General features: G+C 56.0%; 14 protein-coding genes. 10 read left to right on the top strand and 4 right to left on the bottom strand.

Going from position 1 to position 15471, the window contains the following annotated elements:
• The first annotated feature begins 33 nt into the window (after nucleotides 1-33).
• The 3 genes from upp (at nucleotide 34) to hda (ending at nucleotide 3192) form a co-directional block, all read left to right on the top strand.
• Nucleotides 34-660: a uracil phosphoribosyltransferase gene (gene upp, locus JOE09_RS15670; RefSeq protein WP_205066416.1), complete on the top strand. Its 627-nt coding sequence runs from the start codon at nucleotides 34-36 to the stop codon at nucleotides 658-660.
• Nucleotides 661-898: 238 nt separating this feature from the next.
• Nucleotides 899-2188 carry a uracil permease gene (gene uraA, locus JOE09_RS15665; protein WP_205066415.1) on the top strand — a complete coding sequence of 430 codons (1290 nt, stop codon included), beginning with the start codon at nucleotides 899-901 and terminating at the stop codon, nucleotides 2186-2188.
• 296 nt (nucleotides 2189-2484) lie between these two features.
• The gene (gene hda / locus JOE09_RS15660; protein WP_123335939.1) at nucleotides 2485-3192 is read left to right on the top strand and encodes a DnaA inactivator Hda; all 708 of its coding nucleotides are present in this window, start codon (nucleotides 2485-2487) and stop codon (nucleotides 3190-3192) included.
• Nucleotides 3193-3295: 103 nt separating this feature from the next.
• Here hda and arsC read toward each other — a convergent pair whose 3' ends face one another.
• Both arsC and bepA read right to left on the bottom strand, forming a co-directional pair.
• Nucleotides 3296-3649 (bottom strand): arsenate reductase (glutaredoxin), encoded by a 354-nt coding sequence (arsC, locus tag JOE09_RS15655; RefSeq protein WP_200545577.1) that lies wholly within the window; start codon nucleotides 3647-3649, stop codon nucleotides 3296-3298.
• A 38-nt stretch (nucleotides 3650-3687) separates the two neighbouring features.
• Nucleotides 3688-5151 (bottom strand): beta-barrel assembly-enhancing protease, encoded by a 1464-nt coding sequence (gene bepA / locus JOE09_RS15650; RefSeq protein ID WP_200563124.1) that lies wholly within the window; start codon nucleotides 5149-5151, stop codon nucleotides 3688-3690.
• Nucleotides 5152-5495: 344 nt separating this feature from the next.
• On the opposite strand from bepA, the gene JOE09_RS15645 reads away from it, so the two are divergent.
• Nucleotides 5496-7103 carry a sensor domain-containing diguanylate cyclase gene (locus tag JOE09_RS15645; protein ID WP_205066414.1) on the top strand — a complete coding sequence of 536 codons (1608 nt, stop codon included), beginning with the start codon at nucleotides 5496-5498 and terminating at the stop codon, nucleotides 7101-7103.
• Nucleotides 7104-7185: 82 nt separating this feature from the next.
• Complete coding sequence (locus JOE09_RS15640) at nucleotides 7186-8244, top strand: AI-2E family transporter (RefSeq protein WP_105593257.1); 1059 nt, start codon at nucleotides 7186-7188, stop codon at nucleotides 8242-8244.
• 63 nt (nucleotides 8245-8307) lie between these two features.
• Here JOE09_RS15640 and bcp read toward each other — a convergent pair whose 3' ends face one another.
• Both bcp and JOE09_RS15630 read right to left on the bottom strand, forming a co-directional pair.
• On the bottom strand, nucleotides 8308-8775 hold the full coding sequence (gene bcp / locus JOE09_RS15635) for a thioredoxin-dependent thiol peroxidase (RefSeq protein ID WP_105593258.1): 468 nt from the start codon (nucleotides 8773-8775) through the stop codon (nucleotides 8308-8310).
• Between the two features lie 76 nt (nucleotides 8776-8851).
• A complete protein-coding gene (locus tag JOE09_RS15630; protein ID WP_370569431.1) occupies nucleotides 8852-9409 on the bottom strand; it encodes a glycine cleavage system transcriptional repressor in 558 nt (185 codons plus the stop codon).
• Nucleotides 9410-9546: 137 nt separating this feature from the next.
• On the opposite strand from JOE09_RS15630, the gene dapA reads away from it, so the two are divergent.
• From dapA to JOE09_RS15605, 5 genes are all read left to right on the top strand, one after another.
• Entirely contained in the window at nucleotides 9547-10425 is an 879-nt protein-coding gene (gene dapA / locus JOE09_RS15625; RefSeq protein WP_205066413.1) for a 4-hydroxy-tetrahydrodipicolinate synthase, read from the top strand.
• A 15-nt stretch (nucleotides 10426-10440) separates the two neighbouring features.
• Nucleotides 10441-11469 carry an outer membrane protein assembly factor BamC gene (bamC, locus tag JOE09_RS15620; protein ID WP_205066412.1) on the top strand — a complete coding sequence of 343 codons (1029 nt, stop codon included), beginning with the start codon at nucleotides 10441-10443 and terminating at the stop codon, nucleotides 11467-11469.
• Between the two features lie 189 nt (nucleotides 11470-11658).
• Complete coding sequence (purC, locus tag JOE09_RS15615; RefSeq protein ID WP_105593261.1) at nucleotides 11659-12372, top strand: phosphoribosylaminoimidazolesuccinocarboxamide synthase; 714 nt, start codon at nucleotides 11659-11661, stop codon at nucleotides 12370-12372.
• A gap of 171 nt (nucleotides 12373-12543) precedes the next feature.
• Nucleotides 12544-13401 (top strand): KPN_02809 family neutral zinc metallopeptidase, encoded by an 858-nt coding sequence (gene ypfJ / locus JOE09_RS15610; protein ID WP_105593262.1) that lies wholly within the window; start codon nucleotides 12544-12546, stop codon nucleotides 13399-13401.
• Nucleotides 13402-13407: 6 nt separating this feature from the next.
• Nucleotides 13408-15399, top strand: coding sequence for a tRNA(Met) cytidine acetyltransferase TmcA domain-containing protein (locus tag JOE09_RS15605; RefSeq protein WP_205066411.1), 1992 nt, complete (start codon nucleotides 13408-13410; stop codon nucleotides 15397-15399).
• Nucleotides 15400-15471: the final 72 nt, after the last annotated feature.

Here is a 15471-nt window from a genome sequence, read left to right as displayed (position 1 = left end):
TTTTTTGCCGCTTAACACTCCGGGAGTACAACAATGAAGATCGTGGAAGTCAAACACCCGCTGGTCAAACATAAACTGGGTCTGATGCGTGAGAACGACGTAAGCACCAAGCGTTTTCGTGAACTCGCGTCAGAAGTGGGAAGCCTGCTGACCTATGAAGCGACTGCCGATCTGGAAACCGAGACGGTGACCATCGAGGGCTGGAACGGCCCGGTGCAGATCGAACAGATCAAAGGTAAGAAGATTACCGTTGTGCCAATCCTGCGTGCCGGTCTGGGCATGATGGAAGGCGTACTGGAGCATGTACCCAGCGCGCGTATCAGTGTGGTCGGCGTGTATCGTGATGAAGAGACGCTGGAGCCGGTACCGTATTTCCAGAAGCTGGTTTCAAACATTGAAGAACGCATGGCGCTGGTCGTTGACCCGATGCTGGCTACCGGTGGCTCAATGATCGCCACTATCGATCTGCTGAAAAAAGCCGGCTGTAACAGCATTAAGGTGCTGGTTCTGGTTGCGGCACCGGAAGGCATCGCCGCGCTGGAGAAAGCGCACCCGGATGTTGAACTCTATACCGCATCGGTGGATCAGGGGCTGAACGACAAGGGGTATATCATCCCTGGCCTCGGCGACGCCGGCGATAAGATCTTCGGTACTAAGTAAAGTATGCTCCAGGCTATCTTACTTGCCATTTTGCACCCGGGCAGTGCTCATAATCCTCACGTACCTGGTGTACGCTCCGGTTATTGCGCGCAGGCCGTGTCCAAACTGCCTGCGACGATAACGCCTGGCCTGTCAGTCCCTTACGGTGGATGCAATTCTACTGTGAGATGATTTTTTTGTATCAAGCCGACCGCAGAGTCGGCTTTTTTATAGCAAACATATCAAGGGGTAGTGAAACATGACGCGTCGCGCAATAGGCGTACACGAGCGGCCACCGCTGCTGCAAACCATTCCACTCAGCTTCCAGCACCTGTTCGCGATGTTCGGTGCCACGGTGCTGGTGCCGATTCTGTTCCACATCAACCCGGCCACGGTGCTGTTGTTTAACGGAATCGGTACGCTGCTGTACCTGTTTATCTGTAAAGGCAAAATTCCGGCCTACCTCGGCTCAAGCTTTGCCTTTATCTCTCCGGTACTGCTGCTGCTGCCGCTGGGATATGAAGTGGCGCTGGGCGGCTTTATTATGTGCGGCGTGCTGTTCTGCCTGGTGGCGCTAATCGTCAAGAAAGCCGGTACCGGCTGGCTGGATGTGATGTTCCCGCCAGCGGCGATGGGCGCGATTGTGGCGGTTATCGGTCTGGAGCTGGCGGGCGTGGCGGCAAATATGGCCGGCCTGCTGCCTGCCGACGGCACCTCTCCCGACAGCAAAACCATCATTATTTCGATGGTGACGCTGGGCGTGACGGTGTTCGGCTCCGTGCTGTTCCGCGGTTTTTTGGCCATTATCCCGATTCTGGTCGGTGTGCTGGCGGGCTACGCGTTATCCTTCTTTATGGGTATCGTTGACTGGACGCCGGTCCGTGAAGCGCACTGGTTTGCGCTGCCAACCTTCTACACTCCGCGTTTCGAGTGGTACGCCATCTTCACCATCCTGCCAGCGGCGCTGGTGGTCATTGCCGAGCACGTCGGGCATCTGGTGGTCACGGCGAATATCGTAAAGAAAGACCTGCTGAAAGATCCTGGCCTGCATCGTTCGATGTTTGCTAACGGCATCTCGACCGTCTTCTCCGGCTTCTTCGGCTCAACGCCGAACACCACCTACGGTGAGAATATCGGCGTGATGGCCATCACCCGCGTCTACAGCACTTGGGTGATCGGCGGCGCGGCAATCCTGGCGATCCTGCTCTCCTGCGTGGGTAAACTGGCGGCGGCAATTCAGGCCGTGCCGGTGCCGGTGATGGGCGGCGTGTCACTGCTGCTGTACGGGGTGATCGGTGCATCAGGTATCCGTGTGCTGATTGAATCGAAAGTCGACTACAACAAAGCGCAGAACCTGATCCTGACTTCGGTGATTCTGATCATCGGCGTCAGCGGCGCAAAAGTGCACATCGGTGCCGCCGAGCTGAAAGGCATGGCGCTGGCGACTATCGTTGGCGTGGGCCTGAGCCTGATCTTCAAAGTCATCAGCCTGATGCGTAAAGAAGAAGAGATTATTGACGTGGCGGATGAGCGTTCCGACGTTAAGTAACGCTGCCGCACAGACTCCGCAGCCCCTTTAACGGATGCCAGCTATCCGCTGCCGTTAAAGGGGCGCTTTTCGTATGACAATTGACAGCCGTTCACTCTGCTCCACAACGATCCCGTTCATCCCGGCATTTGGCGTAACGCCAGCCGCTTTCCGATCGCTGATGCTATTTTTCAACCGTGCCTGAAGGTAGATGTCGGTTTTATTACTGCGGTTGATCCCATCAACGGCTTTACGTTTCATGATCGCGAAGGAGTTGTGTTAGACTTTTCGTGATTTCTGCATGCGTAAACCCTGAGGTGATTCTGAACACGCCGGCACAGCTTTCACTGCCACTTTATCTGCCCGATGACGAGACCTTTGCCAGCTTTTGGCCAGGTGAAAATCCGTCCCTGCTGGCCGCGCTGCAGAGTGCACTTCATCAGGAACACGGTAGTTACTTCTATTTCTGGTCACGCGAGGGGGGAGGGCGAAGCCACCTCCTGCATGCAGCCTGCGCCGAGCTTTCGGCGGCCGGAGAAGCCGTCGGTTACGTCCCGCTGGATAAACGCACCTGGTTTGTCCCTGAAGTCCTCGACGGGATGGAGCAGCTGGCGCTGATCTGCATCGATAATATCGAATGCATTGCCGGAGATGAGCCGTGGGAAATGGCGATTTTTGACCTCTATAACCGTATTCTTGAAACCGGTAAAACCCGTCTGCTGATTACCGGAGATCGTCCCCCTCGCCAGCTCAACCTCAAACTGCCCGATCTGGCGTCACGCCTTGACTGGGGGCAAATTTACAAGCTTCAGCCTTTGTCCGACGAAGATAAGCTCCAGGCGCTACAGCTGCGTGCGCGGCTGCGAGGATTTGAACTGCCGGAAGACGTTGGCCGCTTCCTGCTGAAGCGGCTGGATCGCGAGATGCGCACGCTGTTTCTGACCCTCGATCAGCTCGATCGCGCTTCGATCAGCGCGCAGCGCAAGCTGACCATTCCGTTTGTTAAAGAAGCGCTGGATCTCTGATTTTTTTTGGCTGAAGCCTGACTCGCCCGCCTCATTAATGCACGTTGTGAGGCGAGCGATTGAAGGGTCTCCAGTCCCTGAATGCACGTAATGGGGCTGGCGATTACAGAATCTCCAGCACCTGCTCAGGCGGCCTGCCAATCCGGGCCTTGCCGTTAGCTACTACGATCGGACGCTCAATCAGCTTCGGCTGAGCGATCATTGCGGCAATCAGCTGATCCTCACCTAGCGCCGGGTTATCCAGCCCTGCGGATTTATACTCATCTTCTTTATGGCGCATCAGCTGACGTGCGCTGCTAAAACCCAGCTGCTTAACCAGCGCTTTCAGCGTTGCCGCATCCGGCGGGGTGTCCAGGTAGCGGATCACCTGCGGCTGGATGCCCCGACCCTCTAACAGTGCCAGCGTTTCGCGGCTCTTGGAACAGCGCGGGTTATGGTAAATCTGTACATCACTCATCTCATTTCCTCCGGCCTCTTCATTTCGGGCCCGTTTTATTATCTCTTTTGATACTGGCGGAAGCGTTCCTGCAACTGTCTCAGCTGATCGATGCGTGCATCGTACCGCGCCTGCTTCAGGCTACCGAGTGGCACTTGAGAACTGGCGCTGCTCAGGCTGCGGATCGCCTGATCGAGCTGCCCGGCCAGCGCCAGACCTTCGGCCCGTGCGGCCTGTTCTTCATCCGACAGGCCCTGCGCTGCGGAAGCCTGGGCCAGCAAATCCCAACCGTTGGGGTCGTCCTTATTGGCCCAGGTATAGCGATACAGCACTTTGCTGGCGTTAGCGGGCTGTTTCGCTTCTACATAGGCATTCGCCAGGTTGAGCTGAAGTACCGGATTGCTGCTGCTGGCTTTAATTGCCACCAGACGATTAATGGCCTGCTGCGGCTGGTTCAGACCGATATCGATATCGGTAATAATATCCAGATACCAGACGTTATCCGGCTGTTTCGCCAGCAGCGGGGCAATGATGTTTTTCGCACCGGCATAGTTTTTGGCCTCCAGCATTTGTACCGCTTTACCGTACTGCGCGGCGGCCTGTTCGCGGCTGTTTCCCTTCGACAGAGAATCCAGCAAATCTTCGGTTAGCTGGTTCTGTCCGGTAGAAAACATCCCCAGCGCCCTGACTTTAGCCATATAGAAATCCTGAGACGACTGCACCACCACCGGTTTCATCTGATTAGCACGGTTGCGGGCATCGGACAGTCGGCTGTCGGGAAGGGGGTGAGTTAACAGGATTTCCGGCGGCTTGGAGGAAAAACGCGACTCGTCGGCCAGCTTTTGCAGAAATGCAGGCATTGCTTCCGGATCGAATCCCGCCCGCTGCAATACCTGAATACCAATACGGTCGGCTTCCTGCTCATTTTGCTGAGTAAAGCTGATAATCCCCTGCTGGGTGCCTGCAAGCGTTCCGCTCAGCGCCGCCATCCCCGCCTGCGGACTGGCCATGGCCAGCAGAATCGAACCCAGTGCGCCCACCCAGGTCAGCGGCGCGTTTTTCTGCTGTTCTTCCATCGCCCGGGCGAGGTGGCGCTGGGTAACGTGCGAGATTTCGTGCGCCATCACCGAAGCCAGCTGGCTTTCGTTATCGCTGTAGCGGAACAGGGCGGAATGCAGCACAACGTTGCCGCCAAAGAAGGCAAAGGCGTTAATTTCATCGTTGCGGATCAGGTAGAAATGGAACGGTGTTTTCACCGACCAGGCGTGGGCAACCAGCCGCTGTCCGAGCTGATTGATGTACTGATTCATTAGCGGGTCGTTGATGATTGGCGCGCTGGCACGCAGCTGGCGAACGTAAAAATCCCCCATCGCCAGTTCCTGATTGACCGACAGCGTACCACCCGCCGTCGTACCAATATCCGGGAGATTGTCAGACACATCGGCCTGGACTGGCGTAGCACCACCCGCCAACAGGGAGATAACCAGCGAAGTTAGCAGGCTTTTCTTCAATCGGTTGAACATAGGTAAACCCTAACAAGGACGTCCAATTTTTGACCGGCAGGATGCCGAAATGTTCTGCAAAGGGTGAAAACTCCGCACCCATCGACATCTTAACCAGTGGTTGGGGGGAATGAAATGGTAAAACCGAGTGAAGTAGGGGGCAAAGCTCGGAATGACTGGCGGGTCGGCATTTGAGAGGCGCCATCAATAATTAATTTGGACTGCGAACGTTAGAATATTCCCAAAACAGTTGGGAAGTGTACAATCGTAGAGTGCTTCACCAGGGCATATCTCGCACTTTTTAATAAACGCGCATAAAAACTACAAGGCGCTAAAAAAATGAAATTATTCACTAAGGTGAATCCATGTTAAGGCAATTACGCCCTAAGACGGATTTGCGCACGCTGATCACGCTGCTGGCCGTGGCAAGTATTGTCATCACGCTGGCGAATTCTCTGTACGCCAGCTGGCGCGTGCAGCGTGATGTGCTGATCGGGAATACGCTGGAGTCTAACCGGGTTTATGCCACCAAGCTGGCGGCAACCTCGGAGGTTTTCTTCCAGCTGGCCCAGTCGCAGCTTTCCTATAGCGCGAAAATGCTGGAAGGAGGGCTGGATAATGAAACGCTGCTGCAAAAAGAAGTCGATCGTCTGCGTGAACAAACCAGCAGCTTTAACTCGGTGGTGATTGTTGATGCCAACGGCTGGGTGAAAGCCATCTCACCGGAGTCGCTGATGTTAAAAGGCATGAAGCTGACCTCCTCCGCTGCCAAACAGGCGCTGACCCAGCGCAAGCCGATGATTAGCGATCCGACGATCTCTGCCGCCAATAACCTGCTGGTGTTTATCTCCTGGCCGGTGTGGTCGAAAACCGGCGGTTATCTTGGCTACGTCGGCGGATCGATTTATCTGAAAAAGAAAAGCATTCTTAATGCCCTGCTGGGGGAACAGTTCTACCGTGATGGCTCTTCGCTTTACGTGGTGGATGCCGGGAATCAGGTGCTCTATCACCAGGATCGTAATCTGATTGGTAAAACTATCCCGCCGATTATTGATGACGAGCAGCGGAAAAAAGAGAGCAATGGTTCGCTTCAACTGGAAGGTGATGGCGGGCAGTCGATGCTGGCGGGCTACGCGATGGTTCCGGCTTCGGGCTGGATGATTGTGGCGATGAAACCGAAAGAAGCGACGCTGGCACCGCTAAACAGTCTGCTGCTGCAGGTGCTGAAACACTCTGTGCCTTTTGCGCTGCTGACGCTGATTCTTGCTCTGGTACTCGCACAGCGTATTGCACTACCGCTCTGGCAGCTGGCGCGTAAAGCCAGCCAGATGGACACCTCTGAGGCCTCGCGTGAAATTAGCGGCATCCGCTCCTGGTACTATGAAGCTTCGCAGATCAAACGGGCGATGCTGGCCGGTATCGGGCTCATGCAGGATAAGATCGGGCGGCTGAAAAGTGAGGTACAAACCGATCCGCTGACCGGGCTGCTCAACCGGCGCGGTCTGAATGCCGTGCTGGAGTATTTCCTGGCTACCCAGCAGCCTTTTGCCGTGCTGGCGCTGGATATCGACTACTTTAAACGGGTGAACGATACGTTTGGCCACGATGTTGGCGACGATGTGATTGAAAACGTCGCGCGTCAGCTGGAATTCGGCGCGCGGCAGACCGATGTTATCTGTCGCAACGGCGGTGAAGAGTTTCTGATGATCCTGCCTGCGACCGACAGCGAAACGGCACTGGCTATTGCTGAACGCGTACGCCGGCGTATTGAAATTCAGGTACTGGACAGAGTTGGCAGTATTACTATTTCAATCGGCGTAGCTTTCTGGACGCCAGAGATGAAAACCATGGAACACACGTTTAAACAGGCCGATGAAGCGCTGTATCAGGCCAAAAACGCCGGTCGTAACCGGGTAATGACTCTGCAAAAAGCTGCCGTGCAGCCGGAAGCCGTTCATTCAGCTACATTCTGATCTTGACTCCCGCCCCGCTCCGCAGCGAGGGCGGTGAGTTTCAGTTACACTCACCTCATCTTTCCAAGGCAAGGACTCCTTCATGCTGGAACTTTTACTGCAGTGGTATCGCCGTCGTTTTACCGACCCGCAGGCCATTGCTCTGCTGGCGATCCTGCTGGCAACGTTCTGCATTCTGTTTTTCTTTAATGGCCTTCTGGCCCCGCTGCTGGTGGCAATTGTGCTGGCTTATTTACTGGAATGGCCAACGGTACGGCTTGAAAGGCTGGGCTGTTCCCGCAGCTGGGCGACCACCCTGGTGCTGATCGTCTTTGCCGCGCTGTTACTGATTTTACTGCTGGTGGTGGTGCCGGTCGCCTGGCAGCAGGGGATCAATTTGACCCACGAACTGCCCAGCATGCTGACCCGCCTCTACCAGTTTGCCACCCGTCTGCCGGAGCGATTTCCTACGCTGATGGATGTCGGCATCGTGGATATCGTCGTGGAAAACCTGCGTACCCGGCTGAGCGGTCTGGGCGATCAGGTAGTGAAATATTCGCTGGCCTCGCTGGTCGGGCTGATGACGCTGGCTATCTATCTGGTACTGGTGCCGCTGATGGTCTTCTTCCTGCTGAAGGATAAAGAGCAGTTGCTGAATGCGGTTCGCCGGGTGCTGCCGCGCAATCGCGGTCTGGCCGGGCAGGTATGGATTGAGATGAACCAGCAGGTTTCCAACTATATACGTGGAAAAGTGTTGGAAATGGTTGTTGTCGGCATTGCCAGCTGGATAGGATTTTTGGCGATCGGCATGAACTACGCGCTGCTGCTGGCGGTGCTGGTTGGCGTTTCTGTACTGATCCCGTATATCGGCGCCATGGTGGTGACTATCCCGGTCATTGGTGTCGGTCTGGGGCAGTGGGGGCTGACCGGTGATTTCTGGACTATGATGATTATCTATCTGATTATTCAGGGGCTTGACGGCAATATTCTGGTGCCGGTGCTGTTTTCGGAAGCGGTCAATCTTCATCCGCTGGTGATTATTTTGTCAGTGGTGATTTTCGGCGGGCTGTGGGGTTTTTGGGGCGTGTTCTTCGCCATTCCGCTGGCGACGCTGATCAAAGCGGTGGTCCATGCCTGGCCGGACGAACTGTATAAAGAGTAATGATAGAGCGGGCCGCGTTATGCTGGCCCGCCCGTTTAATCAGGTACAATCTGCCGCTGCGAATCAGGCCGCTTTCAGATAATCCATCACGATGTCGTGGTGATTGCTGGTTTTAAAGTCGTCAAACACCTTCTCAACCTTGCCGTCAACGCCAATCAGGAAGCTGATGCGATGAATGCCGTCATAGGTTTTACCCATAAAGGTTTTCTCGCCCCAGATACCAAACTGTTCGCAGACCGCGTGGTCTTCATCTGACAGCAGGGTGAAATTAAGCATCTCTTTTTCAACAAAGCGGGAGAGCTTCTCCGGTTTATCCGTGCTAATACCCAAAACTTCAACACCGGCTTTTTTCAGCTCATCCATGCTGTCACGCAGCCCGCACGCCTGTACGGTACAGCCCGGCGTCATCGCTTTCGGGTAGAAATAAACCAGAACGCGCTGCCCCTGGAAGTCGGCCAAATTTACTTGCTCGCCATCCTGATCGGGCAAGCTAAATTTCGGTGCAATATCACCGGCTTTCAGTGGATTCATCACTACACTCCGTTTTTTATCATTTATGCTGTGGGCTAATTAGAACAGTTTCTTTCCGCAGTGGTGGACGGACCATTCAGGAACCGTGGTGCGAAACCGCCTTAATAGTGCCCTGAGCATGAAGTTCTGTACATAGGCGGTTAAACGCCTGCTCGATATGTGACGCATCCTGGCTGGCAGGACTGTGTGCTGTCATTTGAATATAAAGCAAAGGCGGCTGATTATCCTGGGCCGGCTGGGTTCTTGAGGCCAGCTCCGCAATATTCATCTGATGCGAATCAAACAGGTCGGTAAAGCGCTCAATAATGTGCGGTGAATCGGCAACCTCTACCTGTACCCAGACTGTGGCCGGCATCGGCGGACGCGCGCTGGCGCCGGTGCGTTTCATCACAATCAACAGCTCCAACTCTGCGCCTTTCAGCGGCAGCGTGGATTCAATCAGCGTAATCGCATTCCAGCTACCGGAGAGCAGCATAATAAAGGTGAACTCTTCGCCGAGCATCGCCAGCCGACTGTCTTCTATGTTGCAACCGCAGCTGCTGACGTGGCGTGTAATGGTATTGACGATTCCGGGGCGGTCAACGCCAAGTGCGGTGATAACCAGGTGGTGCTCGGGTGACTGCGGCAAAATCATGCTTCCTGTCTAAATGCTAATAACCATAAGGTAAACATAAAAAAAACTGCTGACAAGGGCCTGAGCCGCCTTGTCCGCTTGCTTTTAATGCTCGGTCAAACGTACCATGAAGCACTTGTTTGTCGAGGGGATCGCCAATGTTTACGGGAAGTCTTGTAGCACTCGTTACGCCAATGGATGACAAAGGTAATGTCTGCCGTGCGAGTCTGAAAAAACTGATTGATTATCATGTTGCCAGCGGTACAGCGGCAATTGTTTCTGTAGGAACCACCGGTGAGTCCGCCACCCTGAGCCATGACGAGCATGGCGATGTGGTACTGATGACGCTGGAGCTGGCCGATGGCCGCATCCCAATCATCGCCGGAACCGGCGCAAACGCCACTTCGGAAGGCGTATCTCTGACTAAACGTTTTGAAAAATCCGGCGTTGTCGGCTGCCTGACCGTGACGCCGTATTACAATCGTCCAACGCAGGAAGGGCTGTATCAGCACTTCAAAACCATCGCGGAAAGCACCGATCTGCCGCAAATGCTGTACAACGTGCCGTCACGCACGGGGAGCGATCTGCTGCCGGAAACCGTTGGTCGCCTGGCGAAAATTAAAAATATTATCGGAATCAAAGAGGCTACCGGGAACTTATCACGGGTAAGTCAGATCCAAGAGCTGGTTGATGAAGATTTCGTGCTGGTTAGCGGCGATGACGCGACGGCACTGGACTTCATGCATCTGGGGGGACACGGGATTATTTCCGTAACGGCGAATATCGCCGCGCGCGAAATGGCAGAGCTTTGTGCACTGGCGCAGCAGGGTAACTTTGCTGAAGCGCGCCGCCTTAACCAGCGCCTGATGCAGCTGCATCAGAAGCTGTTTGTTGAACCCAATCCTATTCCGGTCAAATGGGCCGCGAAAAAGTTAGGATTAATAGCAACCGACACGCTGCGTCTGCCAATGACGCCGCTGACCGATGCCGGTCGTCCGGTTGTAGAGCAGGCTCTTAAAAACGCCGGCCTGCTGTAAATCTAGGGAGAATTGATGGCTTACTCAGTACAAAAGTCCACGGTAGCGAAAGTGGTGGGACTGTCGTTAGTGATGCTGCTGGCAGCATGTTCTAACGATCAGCGTTACAAGCGTCAGGTTAGCGGTGACGAATCCTACCTGCAGGCAGCCGATCTCAGCGATCTGCACGCTCCTGCTGGCATGATCCTGCCGCTGCAAAACGGTGAATTTGATATCCCGAACGTCAGCGATAAAGGGCAGGTGGGTAAGCAACTTGATATTCGTCCACCGGCGCAGACGCTGGCGCTGATGAACGGTACGCGCACTCAGTTTGCCGGTAATACCGGTACGCTGCTGGTGGATTCACGCACCGGTTCAATCTGGCCGCAGGTCGTCAGTGCCGTTCAGTCCTACAACTATCCGATTGTTGACCGTCAGGACGGCAATCAGACGTTGACCACCGACTGGGTACAGTGGAACCGTGCTGATGAAGACAATCAGTATCGTGGCCGTTACCAGCTGAGCGTGCAGCAGCAGGGCTATCAGCAGGTGCTGAACGTGAAGCTGTTGGAGCTTGAGCAGGAAGGCAAAAGCGTGACTGCGCCGATCCAGCTTCAGCGCTATACCGCGCAGATGCTGAACGACATCAGCACCAAACTGGATAAGATTGAAACCACCCGTGAAGATGCCGCGGCAAACCGCAGCGTGACGCAGATTGACGTGCAGAGCGGTGCCGATGATACCGGCCTGCCGAATCTGATCGTACGTGCACCGTTCAACGCCGTATGGCAGCGCCTGCCGGCAACGCTGAAGCGTGTGGGCATGGAAGTGACCGACAGCAACCGCTCGCAGGGTAGCCTGAACGTCACCTACAAAGCGCCGGGCAGCAGCACCTGGGATGCGCTGGGAGCGAAAGATCCTGAGCTGACCAACGGTAACTACAAACTCCAGATCGGCGATTTGGATAACCGTAGTAGCCTGCAGTTCCTCGATCCGAAAGGACATCCGCTAACGCAGTCGCAAAACGACGCGCTGGTCGCCGTTTTCCAGGCGGCATTTAAGTAAATCCGAAGGCCGGGAATCTCTCCCGGCCTTTTTATTTACCGCTGCGTAAACGATTGCTTCGGTTTTTTACGCGCAGAACATATAATTCGCCCGGCAGAAAATTTTTAGCGGGTCGCCGAAGGCGGCCCGGACAGTAACCGTTCTCTACCCCGTCGATTTTTCAGGGGATACACGTTGGAGTTAAACAAGATGCAAAAGAAAGCTGAGTTGTATCGCGGCAAAGCGAAAACCGTTTACAGCACCGAAAACCCGGATCTGTTGGTACTCGAATTCCGTAACGATACGTCAGCGCTGGACGGTGAGCGTATCGAACAGTTTGATCGTAAAGGAATGATTAACAACAAGTTCAATTATTTCATTATGACCAAGCTGCAGGAAGCCGGAATCCCAACCCAGATGGAAGCCCTGCTGTCGGATAACGAAGCGCTGGTGAAAAAGCTGGATATGGTGCCGGTTGAATGCGTGGTGCGTAACCGTGCTGCCGGTTCACTGGTGAAGCGTCTGGGCGTTGAAGAGGGTCTGATCCTCAATCCGCCATTGTTTGACCTGTTCCTGAAGAACGATGCCAAACACGATCCGATGATCAACGAATCTTACTGCGAAACCTTCGGCTGGGTCAGCAAAGAAAATCTGGCGACGATGCGCGATCTGACCTACAAAGCCAACGACGTGCTGAGCAAGCTGTTTGCCGACGCGGGCCTGATCCTCGTTGACTTCAAGCTGGAGTTCGGTCTGTTTAACGGTGAAGTGGTGCTGGGTGATGAGTTCTCCCCGGACGGCGCGCGCCTGTGGGATAAAGACACCCTCAACAAGATGGACAAAGACCGCTATCGTCAGAGCCTGGGTGGCCTGATCGAAGCGTATGAAGAAGTGGCGACTCGTCTGGGCGTGAAGCTCGACTGATCCTTGATGGGGGCGCTTCAGCCCCTGAAAAAGCACGCTTTCATTAAGGCCAGGTAATCCTGGCCTTTTGTATGATATCTGCCTGAAGTTCACTTTTCTGGTTTTCCGCCTGCCGCACGACTAAAATCGACATATTCAATGTGTTGACCCTTTACAGATAAGAGGCTGCCTATGCGCTGGCAGGGACGTCGCGAAAGCGACAATGTGGAAGATCGCCGTAACCAGTCGGGTTCGGCAGGCGGCGGGGGCATTCGGCTGCCGCGCGGCAAGGCGGGTATCATCCTGCTGGTAGTGGTTGTCGGAGCGGGCTTCTTTGGCTACGACCTGACCCCGCTGATAACCGGTGACGGCAGTTCATTAACGCAGTCATCCAGCCAGCAGCGAGTGGGCGCTAACGATGATGAAGCGGCAAAGTTCAGCCGCACGATTTTTGCGCTGACCGAAGATACCTGGCAGCAGCTGTTTAAGCAGATGGGTGAAACCTGGCGCCCGCCTACATTGGTGATGTATCGCGGACAGACATCGACCTCCTGCGGGCGCGGCCAGTCGGCGATGGGGCCGTTTTACTGCCCGGCCGACAGCAAAGTGTATATCGACCTCTCCTTCTACGACGAGATGAAAACCAAACTGCACGCCGGTGGTGAATTCGCTCAGGGCTATGTCATTGCTCATGAAGTGGGTCATCACGTGCAGCATTTACTCGGCATCGACAGCAAAGTGCGCCAGATGCAGCAGGGGGCCAGCCAGAAAACCGTCAATCAGCTTTCTGTGAAAATGGAACTGCAGGCGGACTGCTTTGCGGGCGTCTGGGGCCACTATATGCAGCAGCAAAATATACTGGAAGCCGGTGACCTCGAATCTGCCCTGAATGCTGCCGAAGCGATTGGCGACGATCGATTACAGCAGCAAAGCCAGGGTCGCGTAGTACCGGATAGCTTCACTCACGGGACTTCGAAGCAGCGCTACAGCTGGTTCAAAAAGGGCTTTGACAGTGGCGATCCCGGCCAGTGCAACACCTTTGCGGGCTGATCGCCGGTGACGGAAACGGAAGCTACCGCACAGCTGGAACGCCAGGGCTGGCGTCGCTTACTGGTCATTAGCGGTGAAGGGCAGTGGGCGGAACAGCAGGCGACTCGCTGGATAAATCAACTCCCCGGCGACTGGCTGTGGGTGGGTGAAACGCCGCGTAGTGAACTGAACTGCCTGCCGGGCGCGATGCGAACCCTGCTGGGGCGGGAATTTCAGCACGCGGTATTTGATGCTCGCTCAGGTTTTCATGCCGAAGCGCTGGCGGCGCTGGCCGGAACCCTGAAAGCGGGAAGCTGGCTGCTGCTGCTGGTTCCCGAGTGGCAGCGCTGGCCGCAGCAGGCGGATACTGACGCACAGCGCTGGAGTGAGAGTGATGCTCCCCTTGCCAGCACGCGCTTTGTACAGCGGCTACAGCAGCTCCTGCTGGCCGATGATCGCGTTGCCGTCTGGCGTCAGTATCAGCCACTGAATCTTCCGCCGCTGGTTAATACTCCCGCATGGCGCAGTGACAGCCAGCAACAGCAGCAGATCATCAGCGCCTTATTGCAAAGCGAACCGGGTATCTCGGTGCTGACGGCACCGCGCGGACGAGGCAAATCCGCGCTGGCGGGGATGCTGGCTGCCCGCTGGCCGGGGCGCTGCCTGGTCACCGCGCCTGCGAAGGTTTCGACGGCGGTGCTGGCCGATTTTGCCGGAGATGATTATGTCTTTATCGCCCCGGATCGCCTGCTGGCCGAGGCAGGGCTGCATCATGCCGACTGGTTGCTGATCGATGAAGCCGCTGCGATCCCCGCACCGCTGCTGCGGCAGTTGGTTTCGCTATACCCCCGCGTGCTGCTCACCACCACCGTTCAGGGTTACGAAGGAACCGGGCGCGGTTTCCTGCTGAAGTTCTGCGCTACGCTGCCGCAGGTGAAGCACTATCGGCTGGATGTGCCGCTGCGCTGGGCTGAAAACGACCCGCTGGAAGAACTGATAGCCGATGCGCTGCTGTTTGACGACGCTGAGTCACCGGTGAGGCACGGGGATACCGTTTATCAGGCGCTGGAGCAGGACGACTGGGCACGCCAGCCCGAGCGCATGGCCGCTGTCTATCAGCTGCTGACCAGCGCTCACTACCGTACCTCGCCACTGGATCTGCGCCGGATGATGGACGCGCCGGGCATGCATTTTACCGCCGCGCTTCAGGGCGAAACCGTGCAGGGTGCGCTGTGGGCCGTTGATGAAGGCGGATTGACTGCCGATCTGGCCTGGGCCGTGTGGGCGGGATACCGCCGCCCTCGTGGCAATCTGGTGGCGCAGTCGCTGGCGGCGCATGCCGGACTTCCCGAAGCGGCACAGTTGCGATCGCGGCGCATCAGCCGGATTGCGGTTAGCGCGCGGCGGCGCGGACAGGGCTGTGGCCAGCGGCTGATTGCGATCTGCCGTGAGCAAAGCGAGGGACTGGATTTCCTTTCGGTCAGCTTTGGTTTCACCACCGATCTGTGGCGATTCTGGCAGCGGTGCGGCTTCCAACTGGTGCGCTTTGGCACTCAGCGGGAAGCCAGCAGCGGCTGCTATGCGGCAATGGCGATCCTGCCGCTCAGCGATGCCGGCCGGGCGTTGTTGGCGCGTGCCGCACTCCGGCTTGAGCGCGAGGGTTACTGGTTAAGCCATCTGGTGGAAGATAACACGCTGCCGCTAAACCCGCAGCCGGGTGATGGTCAGCTGAATAAGGACGACTGGTGTGAGCTGGCGGGTTTCGCCTGGGCTCACCGGCCGTTTGAAGCCAGCCTTGCCGCGCTGGGGCGGCTGGCGCAGCTGATGCCGGAAAGTACGCCGCTGCTCTGTGCCGCGCTGCTACAGCGACAATCTGCGACGGAAATATGCCGCCAGTATCGTCTTGCAGGGCGTAAGGCGCTGCTACTGGCGTGGCGTTCTGAAGCTCAGCGGGCGCTGGCGATAATTGATGCTGAACGGGCGCTGAGCTGGCAGCAGCGGGTTATCTTGTTGCAATAAATCCAACATCTCTGTCAAAAATCTGCCGTTTTCTCCGTCGGTAAGAGGCGTATGATCGCTTTACCAAATAAG

It is taken from the genome of Pantoea coffeiphila (assembly GCF_016909495.1).
GTDB lineage: Bacteria > Pseudomonadota > Gammaproteobacteria > Enterobacterales > Enterobacteriaceae > Erwinia > Erwinia coffeiphila.
This window is presented reverse-complemented; position numbering and strand designations above follow the sequence as displayed.